This window comes from Nocardia abscessus NBRC 100374 (assembly GCF_000308455.1).
GTDB classification, from domain to species: domain Bacteria; phylum Actinomycetota; class Actinomycetes; order Mycobacteriales; family Mycobacteriaceae; genus Nocardia; species Nocardia abscessus.
In genome coordinates this window covers 136,290-153,072 of the sequence record NZ_BAFP01000109.1, presented here as the reverse complement: position 1 = coordinate 153,072, position 16,783 = coordinate 136,290, and the positions used below count along the sequence as shown (strand labels likewise).

Here is a 16,783-nt window from a genome sequence, read left to right as displayed (position 1 = left end):
TTCGAAATCGGTTTACTCCTCGCACATGCCGCAACATGTGCGAGGAGTGGCGCAATTTCCGGCCACGGTGATACCCCCAGGGTCTCTGGTGCGGTCGAGACCCCGTTGGTCAGCGGCAGCAGTTGGGGTCGAGCACTACGCACAACGCGGCCAGGGCATCGCGGCGAGCGCGGTGAAAGGTATTCATGCCGCGACGTTCGGACTCCACGAGCCCGGCCTTGCGGAGCTGGCCGAGGTGATGACTGACCGTCGATTCCGACAGTCCCACCGCTGCGGCGAGGTCGCCGCCGTTCTCTTCGCCGGGAGCGCTGGTCAACAGCAGTGACAGCAGCTTCACCCGCACCGGGTCGGCGATCGCCTTCAACCGCAGCGCCACTTCCAGCGCGGCGTCGTCGCCGACCGGCCCGGCCGCGACCGGCGGGCAGCACACGGGAGCGGACATGTCGATCACGGGCAGCGTCTTGGGCATGCGATCGACACTACCCGGGGGATTGACATATGTCGAAAAGGTGGCAGACTCGGCATCGAACCAGTTCTTCGATATATGTCACACAAGTGGAGGTAGTCATGTCCCGCATCCAGCTCGCCCTCAACGTCGACGACATCGACCAGGCCGTGCAGTTCTACTCGACCCTGTTCAACGCCGAGCCCGCCAAGCGCAAGCCCGGCTACGCCAACTTCGCCATCGCCGAGCCGCCCGTGAAACTCGTGCTGATCGAGAACCCCGGCCACGGCGGCAGCGTCAACCACCTCGGCGTCGAGGTCGAAACCTCCGACAAGGTGCACGCCGAGATCGCCCGCCTGTCCGAGGCGGGGCTGTTCACCGAGGAGCAGATCGCCACGACCTGTTGCTTCGCGACGCAGGACAAGGTCTGGGTCACGGCCCCGGACTCCGAACGCTGGGAGGTCTACACCGTCCTGGCCGACAGTGACACTTTCGGCACCGCACCCGAACTCGTCGGCGCAGCTGAGGTCTCCGACGCCGAGGCGGTCCAGGCCTGCTGCGGCACCGCCGAGGAGGCCGCCGCCGAAGGCGCTTGCTGCGGCACCACCGCGAAGAAAGAAGCAGTCGCCTCCGGGGCGACTTGCTGCAACTGACCCACCACCCCGGCAGCGAGCCCACCAGTTGCACTTTCCCCCGCACCAACCCCGCGAGTGGCACACCACTGCGGCGAACCGCGAGTAGATCTCTCGGTGATGTGCCACTCGCGCAATACGAGTTAGTTGAGGGGTTTGGTGGGCATGGGCGAGTTGATCGTGCTGAAGTACATGATCGCCGCGCCGATGGCGACGGGGGCCGTTACGAGGATTTGGCCGGCGACCGTGCCGAGGGCGCCGACGGCGACGATGCCGCCGAGACAGCCGACGGCGGCGGCCGGGATGAACGGGCCGAACATGCCGACGATGGTGGCGGCGGCGACGGTCGCTCCGGCGATGCCGCCGAGGATGCAGCCGACCGAGGCGCCGCCGATGCCGCCGACCAGGGTGCCGATGGTGGCACCCATGGAGACGGTGCTGGTCAAACGGGACCAGGCGGCCTGTTCACGGTCGTACTCGGTCTTCCACGGCGCCTTGTCCTCGAACGGCAGGGCAACCGGCTTGTAGGCCGCGCGCGCGAGGTCGAACTGCGGGGTCAGCGTCGCGGTGCGCTCGGAAATCTCCGCGGCGATGGGGAATTCGAACTCGTCGACCCGGAAGGTCAAGGGCGCGCCCGCGACGACGGTGCCGTCGGCGGCCTTCACCTTCAGCACCTGGTCCTCGACTACCAGTGAGCCGGAGTCGATGCTGATGATGCTCGCGGTCTCCGTGGCGTGCGCCGTGAAGCCGACAGCCTCGGCGGTAGCGGTCTCGGTAGAGGTGGCCTCGACGGACGTGCCGTCCACCGAAGCGGCCTCGGGAGCGGCGGAACCGGTGCCCGCGGCGATGCTCACCGCTGCGGTCGTGAACGCGGCGGCCAGGGCTAGTTTCGTGATCTGCATGGGAAATCCTTGGTTTCGAAGGCATGGCGAAGCGACGGCCATACCGATGACGTTCGATAGGTCGTGTGAGTAACGGGCTTTCGCCCGCGAATCCGGGGTCAGGCGATGGCGCGCATCCGTCCGGCGAGGCCGATCAGCACATCGATCACGAGGAACGCGAGCAGGCTCACCCCGACCAGCGGGACGAACCAGCCGACCACCAGCGCGGCGGCCACCAGCGGTACGACCGGCCACAGCGAGCTCTTGCGCAACGCGCCGCGCCGCGGAGCCCGGCCGAGGGCGAACCGGCCCGCATCCCGGGTCGGCCGCCTGCGCCACCACATCAGGTAGCCGCGCACGACCACGGTGATCAGTCCGATCATCGCCGCGAGCAGCAGCAACTGATTGAGCAGCCCGAACATCAGACCCATATGGAACTGGATGCCCCAGTTGGTGAGCTTCGCCATCAGCGGCCAGTCCGCGTAGGCCAGACGATCGGTGACGGCGCCGCTCGCACCGTCGACGGCGACCGCGTCGACGGTGTAAGTGCCCGGCATCCGGCGTTCCTTCACCGCGAACGCGTTACCCGGCGCGGCCGGGACGGCGATCTCCGTGGCCTGGGTGAGGCCTTCGGCGCGTGCGGTGGCGTACACCCGATCGAGCTGGGTGATCCGGTCGGTCGAGTCGGCAGGGGCGTGCTCCGCGTGGCCGCCGCCGTGGTGGTCGGAGCCCGAATCATGCTCGGGCGCAGTGGCTCCCGGCAGTGCGGTGCTGACCGCCGGAGTGGTCCAGCTCAACTTTTCACGCAGTTCGGTGATGTTCTCGCCCGCGTAGGTCGACCAGGTCATGCCGGTCGCCGACAGCAGCAGCACCAAGGGCAGCACCCACATCCCGACCGCACCGTGCCAGTTCAGGGTGCGGCCTCGTGCGCGCTGCGAACGATCGGCCGCGAACAGCCAGCCCCAGCCGTTGCGGGCCCGGCGGCTGCGTACCCGGCGTACCCAGATGACCAGACCGGCCAGCGCGACGATCCACAGCCAGGACGCGGCCAGCTCGCTGTAGAGCCGGCCTGGTTCGCCCAGGTGCAGATCCCGGTGCAACCGATCGATCCAGGTGCGCATCGGCAACGCGCCCGAGCTGCCGTAGACGACGGAATCGCCCACCGGCTGCGCGGTATATGGGTTCACGAACACTGCCCGCCGCTCGGATTCGCCCAGCGACGGGTCGCTGAACAGCACACGGGTGGTGTCCTCGGCGCCCCCGGCCGGGGCAACGGCGACCAGGTGGAGATCCGGCCGGGTGGCGACGGCCGCGCCGACCTGCTCGGTCAGTGGTTTCGGCGTTCCGGTCTGCGTGACCGTCAGCAGGTCGCGCGACACGATCGACTCCAGTGTCGGTGAGATCGCGTAGAGCGCGCCGGTGACGGCGGCGATGAGGACGAACGGCCCGACGAGCACTCCTGCGTAGAAGTGCAGTCGCATGGCCAGCGCGTACAGGCTGTTGCGTGCGGTGGTCCGGCGTGCGCCGGGGGAGTCCGACGGCTCCGGTAAGTCGGCGTCGGAAGTGATTGTTTCTGTTGTACTCACGGTCATTTCGTTTCTGACGGCGGAACCCGGCTGGGGCGCAAACCGTTGTCCCGGTGTCCGTGGGCGCGAGCCCGTGACGGCGCAGGCGCATACCGCGCGGACAGGACGCCACGGCGACAGCGCGCAGGCCGTGGCGAACACACGCGAGGAAGCGTGGTCTCGCCGCGGTGCGCGGAAGGATGGTTTGCGACCCGGACTACGGCGTCGCGTCGGCACGCTCAGGCGTGGGCACGAAGGTGCGGGGCGACGCTGTGCCGCACGGTGAGACGCCGTGGCCGTGAGCAGAACTCACGCCACGTGCTCCGTGCGCCGGGTATGGGAAGAGTTCAGAGAACGACCGCGAGCGGCGGAGCCCGTGTGCGCAGCGCCTCAGTGGCGAACACGCGCAGGACAACCCGGTCGCGATGGACCGTACGCAAAGGAGCGCGGTCCGCGACGACAGGCGGAGTATGCCGCAGCGGAAATACGCGGTGCAGCACCGCTGTCCCGATCCGGTAGGCAGCTTCCGCGCCCCGGATCACGATGGCCGCCGCGACCGCCGCGCACACGTGCGCGGTGAGCATGGCCGGAGTCAGCTGGGCGTCACCGTGATGCAGGTGGCCCGAGTTGATCCCCATGGTGAAGTGACCGAGCAGCTGTCCGGCGACCAGCGACGCGACCAGCCCGGCCGACGTGTCGCGCAGCGGGGCCAGACCCGCCACCAGCGCGCCGATCACGGCGGACGCGGCGGCCAGCAGCGCCACAGCGGTGGAGTCCGGCAGCATCCCGCCGGAAGCCCAGCCGTGCGCCGCGACGGAAACGGCCCCCGAGATCGCACCGGCCGAACCACCGCGCACCCGCGCGACGGCGCCGCGACGTTCCGCGGCAGACCGGTCGAACTCGTAACTCACCCGCTGATGATAGCCGACCGATTGCACGTGATCGACCGCATCGGCCGGCGCCGACAAGCCCGGCGACGTGCGGTTTCCAGGTGGAAGTAGGTCGGTCTCCCGGGCAGGCGGCGAGCGCGCCGCCCGGCAGACCCCGGACGCGCGCCGATCAGCCCGCGTCGACCTCCATCTCGATCAGCGGCTTGCGCAGCAGCTTGCCGGTCGCGTTGCGGGGCAGCTCGTCGAGGAAGACGACCTCGCGCGGGACCTTGTAGCGGGCCAGGTTCGCCTTGACGTAGTCCTTGATCTCCTGCGGGTCGCGCTTGGAATCAGGGCCCGGAACGACGAACGCGCGCAGCCGCTTGCCGAACTCGCGGTCGTCCACGCCGACCACCGCGGCTTCGAAGATGTCGTCGCGGCCCGCGATGAGATTCTCCACCTCGAGCGGGAAGACGTTCTCGCCGCCGGAGACGATCATGTCGTCGTCGCGACCGTCGATGTAGAGCAGGCCGTCTTCGTCGAAATGCCCCACGTCGCCGCTGGACATCATGCCGTCGACCACTTCCTTGGTGCGGCCGTCGGTGTAGCCGGTGAAGGCGAAGCCGTTGTCCACGAAGATGGTTCCGGTGACGTTCGGTTCGGTGATCGGCTTGCGGTTCTCGTCCAGCAGCACGATCCGGATGCCGACCGGAGCCTTGCCCGCCGTGGTCGGCGCCTTGCGCAGGTCCTCGGGGGTCGCGACCGTCATGACGGCGCACTCGGTGGAGCCGTAGAGGTTGTAGAGGCTGTCGTTGAAGTGGTCCAGCGTGCGGGTCACCACGTCCGGCGCGATGGCCGAGCCCGCCGCGAAGATCACCTTGATGCTGCTGACGTCGTACTTCGCCAGCACGTCGTCGCCGAGGTCGAGGATGCGTTGCAGCATGGTGGGCACCACGACCAGCGAATCAGCCCGGTACTTCGCGATATTGGCCAGCGTCACCTCGGGGTTGAAGCGGCGCTGCTGGAAGATCACCCGGTTGCCCAGCGCGAGACCGAGGGTGAACTGGGACAGGCCGGTGCCGTGGAAGATCGGCGCCGCCATGATCATGGTGCCGCCGTTGGGCAGCGGCACCCGGTCGATGAACTGCGCGGACGCGAACGGGCTCACCCGGTCGCGCGGCGCGCCCTTCGGGGTGCCGGTGGTGCCGCTGGTCAGGATGATCATGCCGCCCGGCTTGGCGGGGGTGGGCAGCGCAGCGCCGGACTGCCCGGCGATCAGCGAGTCGATGGTCGCGATCGCGGGGTCGGCGTTGTCCTTCTCGTCCACCCAGGTCAGGATGCGCGGGATCGCGGCGGGGATGGCGCTCATCAGGTCGATGAACTCGCTGTCGTGCAGCACCGCCTTGACCTGCTCGCGCTCGGCCACGTCGGCGAACTGCGGCTTGGCGAATCCGGTGTTCATCAGCACCCCGCGCACGCCCAGCTTGCCGGTGGCCAGCAGGCTCAGCACCATGCCGCGGTGATCGCGCGCCAGGATCGCCACCACGTCACCGGGATTGATGCCCTTGCTCTGCAAGCCGCGGGCCAGAGCGTTGGACTGTTCGTTGAGCTGGCCGAAGGTCAGCTCTCCGCGTTCGTCGACGATCGCCGCGGCATCGGGCCTGGTCTGCGCGGCGTGCATGACGACACCGGCGAACGGTCCGAACTTCAAGACGTTGAACGCCGAGCGCGCCGCATGGTCGGGGCGCAGCGGATTGAACAGCCGCCGCTTGACCATCACGTTCACGCCGAGGGCCAGATCGCCCGCCTTGCGGGCGGTGCCACCCAGCGCGGGGAGGGAAAGAGACATCGACGACAACCTTCCGGCGGTGCCACCCGGTGATCCTCCGAGTGGTGCGAACCGCAATTTCGAGTGCCAGTGCTGGTGCTTACACTAGCAAGCTCCTGTAACCGGATGTGTCACGTATCTCAGCGCAAGCTACCTGCTGGTAGCGGGGTGAGCGCGCCACTCACCCCGCCCGTCGATCAGGCCTGGACCTCGTAGTCCACCAGCACGCGGCGCAGCAGCTTGCCGGTCGCGTTGCGCGGCAGGTCGTCGAGGAAGACCACCTCGCGCGGCACCTTGTAGCGCGCCAGGGTGTTCTTGACGTACGCCTTGATCTCCTCGCCGTCCGGCGAGTGGCCCGGCTCCGGGACGACGAAGGCGCGCAACCGCTTTCCGAACTCCACGTCGTCCACGCCGACCACGGCGACGTCGAAGATGTCGGGCCGTTCCAGCAGCAGGTTCTCCACCTCCTGCGGGAAGACGTTCTCGCCGCCGGAGACGATCATGTCGTCGTCCCGGCCGTCGACCATCAGCAGGCCGTTCTCATCGAAATGGCCGACGTCGCCGCTGGACATGTAGCCGTCGATGATCTGCTTGTGCCTGCCGTCGGTGTACCCCTCGAACGGCGCGCCGCTGCGGATGAAGATCCGGCCCGTGGTGTTGACGGCGGTGACGCGCTGGTCGTTGTCGTCGTAGAGCCGCACTTCGCAGGTGATCGGCGCGCGACCGACGGTGCCGGGTGCGAGGGCGAGGTCCTCGGGGGTGCCCACGGTCGCGACGGCGCACTCGGTCGAGCCGTACAGGTTGTAGAGCACCGGACCGAACGCCTCGGTGGCCTTGATGGTGAGTTCGGGGGACAGCGCCGAACCGGCCAGCACGATCGCCTTCAGCGAGGACGTGTCGTATTTCGCCCGGATCACCGGATCCAGCTCGACCATCCGGTGCAGCATCGTGGGCACCGCCACCAGCATGTCGGCCTTGTGCTCCGCGATCATGGCGAGCGTCGCCTCGGCGTCGAACCGGCGGCGCACCACCACCTTGTTGGACAGGGCCGCCCCGACCAACCAGGTGGCCAGGCCGGTGCTGTGGAAGATCGGCGAGACGATCACCTGGGTGCCGCGCTGCGGGAACGGGATCCGGTCGACCAGCTGCGCCGTGGACAGCGGAGTGACCTTGGTGCGCGGCGCGCCCTTCGGCAGGCCGGTGGTGCCGCTGGTCAGGATGATGAAGCCGCCGGGCTTGCTCGGCGCGGGCAGCGGCTCGGTGGAGTTGGCGGCGACCAGGTCGTCGAGCGTCTGCGCGCCGCCGGGCAGTGCGGTGCCCTCATCGACCCAGGTGAGGTAGCGCGGCAGGTCGGCGGGCAGCGCGTCGAGCAGGCCGAGGAACTCGCTGTCGTGCAGCACCGCCTTCACCTTCTCGCGCTCGCACACCTCGGCGAACTGCGGCTTGGCGAACCCGGTGTTCATCAGCGCCACCCGCACGCCGAGCTTGCCCGCGGCGGCCATGGACAGGATCAGGCCGCGGTGATCGCGCGCGAGCACGCCGATCACCATCCCCTCGGTGATGCCCGCCGCCTGCAATCCGCGTGCGATCGCCGTGGACCGGTCGTCCAGCTCGCGATAGGTCAGCGGACCTGCCTCGTCCACGATGCCCGGCGCGTCCGGGGCCACCCGCGCGGAGTGCCGGATCAGCGTCGCCTGAGGGCCGTAGATGCGCGACTCCTTCATCGTCCGCAGCGTCTCCAGCGGCTTCCTGGGATCGGAAACACCCCGGCTGCGCAGCACCCCTAGCGCCTTCACGGCCTCCAGCGTGTGGGCCAAGTTCATGTCGCATAACCTCCACAAAACCCTCGCGTCGGTCCTCGACCTAGCGAACCGGTACGGCGTGTTGACTTGCCACCGTAGCAGTGCGGAGTGTGACAGGTCACAACTAAAACGGACAAATCCGTCTCGGTTGGGTTGCGTCCGCCGCAGGTAGGGGGCGGTTCTCGGTCCGATTCAGCTTTTTTGCCCGCAGTTACCGGCCGGTAGGGATAACCTCGCAACGTCTCGAAGACCGCTCGAAGGGAGACGCGGCCAATGTCCGATCCGACGGATCGTGAACCGTTCATCGACGTTCCCGGTGATCTGCCCGGCATCCGGGGGCTGTTCGCTTTCAAACCCGAAACCGGCACGGCGCTGAGCGAATTCGCCCAGACTCTGCTGCGCGGGACTTCTCCGCTCACGCCGGGGGAGCGGGAAACCATCGCCGCTTACGTGTCGTCGCGCAACAAGACCTACTTCTGCACGCAGTCGCACGCCGCGACCGCGGCGGCGCTGGTGGAAGGCGGTCGTGACCTGATCGATGCGGTCATCGAGGACGTGGAGTCCGCCGCCATCGATCCGAAACTCCGCGCACTGCTGCGGATCGCGGACAAGGTGCGTCGGTCGGGGCTCGACGTCACGCCGGAAGACGTCGAGAACGCGCGTGCCGCCGGCGCCAAGGACGAGGACATCCACGACGCGGTGCTGGTCGCGGCCGCCTTCTGCATGTTCAACCGCTACGTCGACGGTCTGGCGACGGTCGCGCCCCGGGAGCGGGCGACCTACGAGCAGATCGGTGGATTGCTCGCGACCGGCGGTTACGTCGCCGCGGCGGCGGCGCCCGGCTCAGCGTCGGGCGCTGGCCAGGGCGACCAGTAGCGGAACCACCCGGGCGGCGGGGACCTCGAACCGCCCCTGGCCCGCGGTGTGCAGCCAGCCGACCGCGGCCAGCTGACGCAGGTGGTGATAGATCTGGCCGGAGGTGCCGACACCGTCCACTCCGGCCAGTTCGGCCGCGGTTCTCCGCCCGCCCATGATCTCGCGCAGCAGGCGCAGCCGGACCGGGCTGCCCAGCGCGGCAAGACATTCCGCGGTCTCGGCCCAGTCGTCCTCGATGAGGTCGCCGGTGGTGAACCGGGCCTGCCATTCGCGTTGCTGATCGTTGGGCAGCCGGACCGATCCGGCGAAGACGACTCCGCCGTTGGGCTCGTCGGCCGCCGCGAACTCGTCCTGCAGGCGGGTCACCGCCCACTGCTCGGTATCCGCCCGGGAGGTTCTCCGGCCGTAGGTTCTCTTCCAGCGCGCTGAGCCGCCGCTCCAGCTCGGCGACTCGGTCTTCCAGGCTCACGAATGCAAAAGCTACGGATCTACGTGATGTCCGACAAACCGAAGGCTCCAGCCCCCGTGGCGGCGGGGAGCCGGAGCCTTCGCGCTCGGTCAGTTGTAGACGGCGCCGAACGACGGCACCGAGATCGTGCCCAGCCGGTAGGCGTACCCGTCCGGGTTCACGTCGCTCACGGGTACCGACCAGCGATGCCACAGCGATCCGTACACCGCGGCGACCACCGGTCCCGCGCCGGTGTCGAGTGCGCGTGTGCGAATGGTGGTGTCCACCGGAACGTCGTTGTGCTCGTAGAGCGATTCGGTGCCGCTGCGCCCGTTGGCGAGGTTGATCCACAGCACTTCGAGCTTGGCGCCGCCCTGATTCGGTGAGATGGTGCCCGGCCCGCCGAAGAACCCGATCCGGAATCCGTCCACGCCCAGCGCGATACCGGACCCGTACACGCCAGGCCCCTCACCGCGTCCGATATCCGACTGCGCCGGAATCTGGAACGGCTGCGCGGGCAAGGCCACCAACCCGGCCTCGGTGAGCTGACCGGAGGCGATCAGCCGGTCGATCGCCTGCTCGGCCGCCGGATTCCCGGCCGCGGCGGCGCGCAATTTCTGGTACTGCTCGAGTGAAATACGTCCGCTGACTAGTCGATCCAGCGACTCAGGGCGATAGGCTGCCTGTTCGGTGCGCGCCCTGTCCAGGGGTGAGCGCCGAATGGCGTGATCGTGTCGTTGACTCATCGATGCAGCGGCGTGCTTCTCGACGGGAGCAGGCGTACGGAGTCCAAGGGCAGCGGCGGCGCGAGCGTTTCGGCTGCCGACCGTGAGCGTGCGCGCACATTCTCGATAAAACCGTTCCGTATGTTCTGGCCAGGGTAGTGTGGTTTTACGAGGCGACCGCCGAATCCGCGGCGTTGGTGACCGCGTATGGCGGTATGCCACCCATTTGGGCGTCATCGATCGCGAGTGAGCGGAGAATCCAGAAATGCATCGAAGTAACCGGGCACCCTTGTTCAGCCATCCGAGTGAGCCCGCCGAGGTCAGCGCGCCGGTAGTCGGAGCGGTTCGGCTGCCCGTATTCAGCGACGTCGTCGCAGCAGCGCCTTCCGTGGCGACCGACGAAGCGGGGTCGGCCGAGTCCGGCGGCGAGTAGTGGATCCGGCCGGCCGGGTATGGGACCTGGGTTACGCCGCCGGTTGGCGGCTGGTACGCGCCCTGCCCGAACCGCTGGCCGTGCGCCTGTTCGATGCCGGGGCCGAACGCGCCGCCCGGGACGGTGGGCCGAACCAATTGCGCCGCAACCTGTCTCGGGTACTGGGCACCACGCCCGAGGCGGTGCCACAGACACTCATCCGTGCGAGCCTGCGCTCTTATGCCCGCTACTGGCGCGAAGCCTTTCGGCTGCCATCGATGGACCCGGTGCGACTGGCCGACACCATCGAATCCTCGGCCACCGGGCTCGAACACATCCACCACGCGGTCGAACGCGGAACCGGTGCCGTGCTCGCCTTGCCGCACAGCGGGAATTGGGACTTGGCGGGGGTCTGGCTGGTGCAACGCGTGGGCTCGCCAACTGTCGTCGCGGAGCGGCTCGCCCCGGAATCGTTGTTCCAGCGCTTCGTCCGCTTCCGCGAACGCTTGGGATTCGAGATCATCCCGCTCACCGGTACCGCGACGCCGCCGTTCGCACAGCTGATCACCCGGATTCGACAGGGGCGGGTAGTCGGTCTGCTCGGTGAACGCGACCTGTCCGGCACGGGCGTACCGGTCACATTCTTCGGGGAACCGGCACGGCTGCCAGCCGGGCCCGCGCGGCTGGCGATCGACACCGGAGCGCCACTGCTTCCCGTGCACTGCTGGTACACGCCCGACGGGTGGGGATTCCACGTCGATTCCCCCATCGACACCAGCGGTGGCGTGCCCGATACCACCCAGGCGCTGGCCGACCGATTCGCCGCCGGTATCGCCGCGCACCCCGCCGACTGGCACATGCTCCAGCCCCTCTGGACGGCCGACCTCACCGCTGCCCAGCTCGCTCGCCGCAACCGGAACGCAGTGCACTGAACCACGTGGAATGCGAGCGATGGCCCATCCTCAGTCGCGGGGCAGCCCCCACGCGAATCCAGCGGCGATCACAATACAACTGACAATCGAAATAAGCACGATGCTCCACATGGGTGCGAAGGCTACGGACCATCCGGTTCGAGGTCTATAGCAGCGGGGACACCGAAAATGTTGGGCGGCTGGAGTTGTCCGCTGGCCTACCGCCGAGTTGTGGAGTTGTCAATCGCCGATCCGGGTGCCGGAGCTGAGCGACTGGGTGGGATCCCGTACCGATCCACTCGCGTAGCCGGACCGGTTGGAAGGCGTCGAGCTGAATCAGCACAGGCCGCGCTGAGCTGGAAGCATTCCCCGATGACGGCCGACAGGCGGCCTGAGCGAGCTGTTACTGATGATCCGAACCCTGGGCACGAAAAAACCGGTGCGAGTTGATGAGTGGACTCGCACCGGTTTTCGTTGTCTACCAGGTCACTTCAGCTCAGCGCTGGTCTTGCCGAGGATGCGGCGCGCCACGATGAGCTGCTGGATCTGCTGGGTGCCTTCGAAGATGTCGAGGATCTTCGAGTCGCGGCCCCACTTCTCCAGCAGGGTGCGCTGCGAGTAGCCGATGGCGCCGGCCAGTTCGACGGACTTCAGGGTGACGTCGGTGCCGGTGCGTCCCGCCTTCGCCTTGGACATGGATGCCTCGAGCGAGTTGGGCTTCTTGTTGTCGGCCATCCACGCGGCGCGCAGGGCGAGCAGGTAGGCGGCCTCGTAATCGGCTTCCATCCGCAGGAATTCGGCGGCGGCGGCGTGCTGGTTGTTGGCCGGGCTGTCGTAGGAGATCTCCACGCCCGCGGCGGTCAGAATCGAGCGCAGCTCTTCCAGCGCGGCGCGGGCGACGCCGACCGCCATCGCGGCGACGAGCGGACGGGTGTTGTCGAAGGTCTGCATGACCCCGGCGAAACCCTTCTCCACGTTGACTTCCGGGCTGCCGAGGATGTTGTCCTTCGGAATCCGGCAGTCCTGCAACAGCAGTACGGCGGTGTCGGAGGCCTTGATGCCGAGCTTGTGCTCGAGTCGCGCCACCGAGAGGCCGGGAGCGTCGCGCGGCACGACGAACGATTTGATCGCCGCGCGGCCGAGGCTCTTGTCCACCGTCGCCCACACCACGATGTGGGTCGAGCGCTGGCCGGCGGTGACGAAGATCTTCTCGCCGTTGAGCACCCACTCGTCGCCGTCGAGCACGGCGGTGGTGGACACGGCGGCGGAGTCGGAGCCGAAGGAAGGCTCGGTGATCGCCATCGAGGCCCACACCTTGCCGAAGCGCTGGAGCTGCTCGTCGGTGGCGACGGCGGCGATGGCCGCGTTGCCCAGGCCCTGGTAGGGGATCGACAGCATGAGGCCGACGTCGCCCCACGACGTCTCCAGCGCGTTCAGCAAGGCGGACATGTTGCCGCCGTTGGTGTTTCCGAGCAGCTCGGTGGCGTGGCTGTCGCTGTCGTCGGAACGGCCACCGGCGGCACCGCCGATCTTCTGGGTGCCGGAGTCGGCCAAACCCTCGACCATGGCGGCCATGGTGTCCAGCTCGACCGGGTAGTCGTGCTCGCCGAGGTCGTACTTGCGCGAGATCGGGCGGAAGATCTCCTGCGCGACCTGATGCGCCTGATTCGCGCTGGCCCGCAGCTTCTTGGGGAGTTCGAGGTTGATCATGGGGGAGTTCTCCTGGAAAACGGAACGGGCCGGTTAGATGAGCACGACACCTTCGGCGATGCCGATGGCCCGCAAATCGCGGTACCAGCGCTCGACCGGGTGTTCCTTGGTGAAGCCGTGACCGCCGAGCAGCTGCACGCCGTCGAGGCCGATCTGCATGCCTTTGTCGGTGGCGAGCTTGCGGGCCAGCGCCGCCTCCCGGCCGAACGACAGGCCCTGCTCCGCGCGGGAAGCGCCGCGCAGGGTGACCAGCCGCAAGCCGTCGAGCTCGATCGCGATGTTGGCGACCATGAACGCCACCGCCTGGCGGTGCGAGATCGGCTCGCCGAACGCTTCCCGCTCGTTCACGTACGGGATCACGTAGTCCAGCACGGCCTGGCCGGTGCCCGCGGCGAGCGAAGCCCAGCCGAGACGGGCCAGGCGCACGGCGTCGGCGTACTCATCTGCACGGGTCGTGGCGTCGCCGTCGCCCAGGATGGCGTCGGCGCCGACCGCGACGTTGTCCAGGATCAGCCTGCCCAGGCCGGCGGCGCGCAGACCCATGCTCGGGTCGGCCTCCACGACCAGGCCGGGCGCGTCCGACTCGACGATGAACAGCGCCGGACGCCCGTCGAGTTCGGCGGCGACCAGGAACAGCTCGGCGTCGGCCGCGGCGGGCACCAGGCTCTTCACCCCCGAGAGGCGGTAGCCGCTCGGCGAGCGCACCGCCTTGGTCTCCAGCGCGAACGGGTCGAACAGCGCACGCGGCTCGCTGATCACGACCGAGGCCTGCGGCACGTTCTCCCCGGTGAAGGAGGGCAGGTAGGTCTTCTGCTGTGCGTCGCTGCCCCACTGCGCGAGGGCGATCGCGACACCGCTGGGCGCCAGGATGGGCAGGGCAAGACCCATGTCGCCGTGCGCCAGCGCCTCGGCGACCAGTGCGTTGGTCACCGCGCCGCGCTCGGAGGCCGCACCCTCGAGTTCCTCGGGGACGTTGATCAGGGTGATGCCGAGTTCGGCGGCGCGCTCGAGCAGGTCGCGCGGCGCCTTGGCGGCGTTGTCGGCCTCGTAGGCGGCCGGACGCAGGATCTCGGCGGCGAACTCCTTCACCGTCTCGACGATCATCTGCTGTTCGTCGGTCGGCGTCAGGTCGAAGTAGTCCTTGTTCTTCGCCTCGTTGGTGGCCAGGCGCTTCGGCGCACCGCTGCCCGCGACCTTGGCGAAGGCGCGCGTCGCGGCGCCGAGCGTGCGGAAGCCGGTCTTGGTGCCTTCGTAGGTGACGCGCTCGATCGGCTTGCGCAGGTTGTACTTCTCGGCGAGTTCCGACCCGGTGAGGGTCGTCATGACCCGCATCGCCGCGCCCATCCAATCCCGCTTGGGTTGGTTCATGCCGACCGCGGACGTGTCTGGACGTCGCGTCGTTGCGCTGTCTCGAGTGCTCATCATCACCTGTTTTTCTCGGATGGGTTGGTGCGGTCTATCCCCAGCTATCTTACTCCAGAGTAAGGCTATCTTACTCCCGAGTAAGAAGCGCGTCGAGAGGCAGCATCACCCGTTCTCGCGGCCTCCCGCGCCACGGAGATGCGGTCCGATGCGAATCACCAACCCGGGCAACCAGAAGGCTGTCCACCGGCTACTGGCGATGCTCGAGGCGGCCGCACGGGAGTACATGGCCGAAGATCCGTCGGCTCGCCTGGACGCCGATCACGATTTCGATGTAGTGCTCTGGGAAGTGCCCCGAGCGACAATCCGACGTCCCGACATCGCGGTGTTCGAGCGCGTACCGGCAGATGTCCGGTCGATGCCCGCACGGCATCTCGAGATCGCCGTCGAGGTGATCTCGCCCAGTGATGTCAAGACGGACCGGCTCGAGAAAATGGGTGAATACGCCGCTGCCGGAATTCCCTGGCACCGGTCGGACCGCCTTCGCCGTCGACCTGCCGATCCGGATCCAGCTCGACTGGGATCAGCTGACCGACCTCGTGCTGTGAAGTTCCGGGCGGTCGGCGCCCGTGCGGGCTCATCCACTCCTGGCGCGGCGGAGCCGGTGGCTCGGTAGCCACCGGCTCCGACGATCACTCGCGCACGTAGTAGCGCAGCGTCGCGTAGGCCGTGATCGCCGCGAAGACGATGCCGACCGGGGCGATGACCAGCGCGGTCATCGCGATGTCGTCGCCGGTGATCCGCGGGAACACCTTGCTGGCGAACAGGTCGCCGAGGGCGCGGTCGATCACCAGCGGGCGGGCGATGAGCAGGCCGATCATCGCGAGCAACGAACCGGCCAGCGCGGCGGCCACGGCCTCGAGCAGGAACGGCAACTGGGTATACCAGCGGGTCGCGCCGACCAGCCGCATGATGCCGACCTCGGTGCGGCGGGTGAACGCGGCGATCTGCACCATGTTCGCGATCAGCATCACCGCGGCCAGCGCTTGCAGCACGGCCAGGCCGAACGCGGCGTTGCGCAACCCGTCGAACAGGCTGACCAGCCGGTCCACGATGTCCTTGTCGTTGCGCACCATGCCGACGCCGGGGCGGTCGTAGAACTTCTCGTAGATGGTGGGGTAGAGCTCCGCGTTCTCCATCTTCACGCGCAGCGAGGCGGGCAACGGCGTCTCGCTGACGTACTTGGCCAGTTCGGGCTGGTCCTTGAAGGTCTTCTCCTTGGCCTCCCGGACCGCCTCTTCCCGGTTGAGGAACTGGACCGCCTCCACGCCGCTGGTGGCTTTCAGATCGGCCATGAGCGCGCGGCACGGGTCCAGCGAGCAGTCCGGGTCGTTGGCCGAGACGTCCTCGGTGAGGTACAGCCGCACCTCTAGCCGGTCGAGGAAGTACTGCTCGGTCTTGTCCGCGATGCGCACAGCCAGCAGGCCGCCGCCGAGCATGGTCAGCGAGACCGCGGTGGTCAGGATCATCGCGATGGTCATCGTGACGTTGCGGCGCAGGCCCGCGAAGACCTCGCCGAACAGGAAGCTCGCGCGCATTACCGGCCCACCCCGTACACGCCCGTCGCCTCGTCACGCACCAGGCGTCCGTGATCGAGCTCCACCACCCGCCTGCGCATCGCGTCGACGATGTGGTTGTCGTGGGTGGCCATCACCACCGTGGTGCCGATGCGGTTGATCCGCTCCAGCAGCATCATGATGTCGCCGCTGGTGTCGGGATCGAGGTTGCCGGTCGGTTCGTCGGCCAGCAGCACCAGCGGCCGGTTCACGAACGCCCGCGCGATCGCGACTCGCTGCTGCTCACCACCGGAAAGCTCGGTGGGCAGCCGGTCGGCCTTGCCGCCGAGGCCGACCATGTCGAGCACCTCGGGGACGGTGCGGTCGATGAACTGGCGCCGCTTGCCGATCACTTCGAGCGCGAACGCGACGTTCTGGTACACGGTCTTCTGCTGCAGCAGCCGGAAGTCCTGGAAGACGCACCCGATGCGCTGGCGCAACTTGGGCACCTTGCGACCGGGCAACCGGTCGACCCGGTAATCGGCGACTCTGATCTCGCCCGCCGTGGGCGTCTCCTCCTTGAGCAGCAACCGCATGAAGGTCGACTTACCCGAGCCGGACGGTCCGATGATGAAGACGAACTCGCCCTTGCCCACATCGACGGTGATGTTGTCCAGCGCGGGTCGCGTCGAGGTCTTGTACGACTTGGTCACGTTCCGCATGGTGATCACGGGGAGCCAGTGTAACCAGCAACCGGACGC

The 16,783-nt window shown here is 68.1% G+C and carries 15 protein-coding genes and 1 pseudogene; 4 read left to right on the top strand and 12 right to left on the bottom strand.

Features of this window, described 5'->3' with window-relative positions; translation table 11 throughout:
- Nucleotides 1–109: 109 nt before the first annotated feature.
- Complete coding sequence (locus tag ON19_RS22560; RefSeq protein ID WP_043696278.1) at nucleotides 110–469, bottom strand: Rv2640c family ArsR-like transcriptional regulator; 360 nt, start codon at nucleotides 467–469, stop codon at nucleotides 110–112.
- A gap of 98 nt (nucleotides 470–567) precedes the next feature.
- On the opposite strand from ON19_RS22560, the gene ON19_RS22555 reads away from it, so the two are divergent.
- Entirely contained in the window at nucleotides 568–1,098 is a 531-nt protein-coding gene (locus ON19_RS22555) for an ArsI/CadI family heavy metal resistance metalloenzyme (protein WP_043696275.1), read from the top strand.
- A 122-nt stretch (nucleotides 1,099–1,220) separates the two neighbouring features.
- Here the strand turns inward: ON19_RS22555 and ON19_RS22550 are convergent, their stop codons facing one another.
- The 5 genes from ON19_RS22550 to ON19_RS22530 form a co-directional block, all read right to left on the bottom strand.
- Nucleotides 1,221–1,979, bottom strand: a complete 759-nt coding sequence (locus ON19_RS22550; protein WP_043696271.1) for a DUF8020 domain-containing protein — start codon at nucleotides 1,977–1,979, stop codon at nucleotides 1,221–1,223.
- Nucleotides 1,980–2,077: 98 nt separating this feature from the next.
- Nucleotides 2,078–3,550 carry a PepSY-associated TM helix domain-containing protein gene (locus ON19_RS22545; protein WP_043696266.1) on the bottom strand — a complete coding sequence of 491 codons (1,473 nt, stop codon included), beginning with the start codon at nucleotides 3,548–3,550 and terminating at the stop codon, nucleotides 2,078–2,080.
- Between the two features lie 320 nt (nucleotides 3,551–3,870).
- Complete coding sequence (locus ON19_RS22540) at nucleotides 3,871–4,434, bottom strand: hypothetical protein (protein ID WP_169334205.1); 564 nt, start codon at nucleotides 4,432–4,434, stop codon at nucleotides 3,871–3,873.
- Between the two features lie 148 nt (nucleotides 4,435–4,582).
- On the bottom strand, nucleotides 4,583–6,241 hold the full coding sequence (locus tag ON19_RS22535; protein ID WP_043696257.1) for an acyl-CoA synthetase: 1,659 nt from the start codon (nucleotides 6,239–6,241) through the stop codon (nucleotides 4,583–4,585).
- A 176-nt stretch (nucleotides 6,242–6,417) separates the two neighbouring features.
- Nucleotides 6,418–8,043, bottom strand: coding sequence for an acyl-CoA synthetase (locus tag ON19_RS22530; protein WP_043696254.1), 1,626 nt, complete (start codon nucleotides 8,041–8,043; stop codon nucleotides 6,418–6,420).
- A gap of 252 nt (nucleotides 8,044–8,295) precedes the next feature.
- On the opposite strand from ON19_RS22530, the gene ON19_RS22525 reads away from it, so the two are divergent.
- The gene (locus tag ON19_RS22525) at nucleotides 8,296–8,898 is read left to right on the top strand and encodes a carboxymuconolactone decarboxylase family protein (protein WP_051169182.1); all 603 of its coding nucleotides are present in this window, start codon (nucleotides 8,296–8,298) and stop codon (nucleotides 8,896–8,898) included.
- Here ON19_RS22525 and ON19_RS22520 read toward each other — a convergent pair.
- Nucleotides 8,866–9,264, bottom strand: a complete 399-nt coding sequence (locus ON19_RS22520; protein WP_218006467.1) for an ArsR/SmtB family transcription factor — start codon at nucleotides 9,262–9,264, stop codon at nucleotides 8,866–8,868. The genes ON19_RS22525 and ON19_RS22520 overlap by 33 nt on opposite strands.
- Nucleotides 9,265–9,456: 192 nt before the next feature.
- Nucleotides 9,457–10,092 (bottom strand): hypothetical protein, encoded by a 636-nt coding sequence (locus ON19_RS22515; RefSeq protein WP_227954645.1) that lies wholly within the window; start codon nucleotides 10,090–10,092, stop codon nucleotides 9,457–9,459.
- A gap of 411 nt (nucleotides 10,093–10,503) precedes the next feature.
- On the opposite strand from ON19_RS22515, the gene ON19_RS22510 reads away from it, so the two are divergent.
- Nucleotides 10,504–11,415 carry a phosphatidylinositol mannoside acyltransferase gene (locus ON19_RS22510; RefSeq protein ID WP_043696251.1) on the top strand — a complete coding sequence of 304 codons (912 nt, stop codon included), beginning with the start codon at nucleotides 10,504–10,506 and terminating at the stop codon, nucleotides 11,413–11,415.
- 465 nt (nucleotides 11,416–11,880) lie between these two features.
- Here ON19_RS22510 and ON19_RS22505 read toward each other — a convergent pair whose 3' ends face one another.
- Both ON19_RS22505 and ON19_RS22500 read right to left on the bottom strand, forming a co-directional pair.
- Entirely contained in the window at nucleotides 11,881–13,104 is a 1,224-nt protein-coding gene (locus ON19_RS22505) for an acyl-CoA dehydrogenase family protein (RefSeq protein WP_043696248.1), read from the bottom strand.
- A 33-nt stretch (nucleotides 13,105–13,137) separates the two neighbouring features.
- Nucleotides 13,138–14,529: an acyl-CoA dehydrogenase family protein gene (locus ON19_RS22500; protein ID WP_043696244.1), complete on the bottom strand. Its 1,392-nt coding sequence runs from the start codon at nucleotides 14,527–14,529 to the stop codon at nucleotides 13,138–13,140.
- Here ON19_RS22500 and ON19_RS44730 point away from each other — a divergent pair.
- Nucleotides 14,426–14,929: pseudogene (locus ON19_RS44730) on the top strand (hypothetical protein); the annotation flags it as partial. The gene ON19_RS22500 and the pseudogene ON19_RS44730 overlap by 104 nt on opposite strands.
- A gap of 229 nt (nucleotides 14,930–15,158) precedes the next feature.
- On the opposite strand, the gene ftsX reads toward ON19_RS44730, so the two are convergent.
- Together ftsX and ftsE are read right to left on the bottom strand one after the other, a co-directional pair.
- Nucleotides 15,159–16,064 carry a permease-like cell division protein FtsX gene (gene ftsX, locus ON19_RS22490; protein ID WP_043696238.1) on the bottom strand — a complete coding sequence of 302 codons (906 nt, stop codon included), beginning with the start codon at nucleotides 16,062–16,064 and terminating at the stop codon, nucleotides 15,159–15,161.
- A complete protein-coding gene (gene ftsE / locus ON19_RS22485) occupies nucleotides 16,064–16,753 on the bottom strand; it encodes a cell division ATP-binding protein FtsE (RefSeq protein ID WP_043696231.1) in 690 nt (229 codons plus the stop codon). The genes ftsX and ftsE overlap by 1 nt, the downstream gene beginning before the upstream one ends.
- Nucleotides 16,754–16,783: the final 30 nt, after the last annotated feature.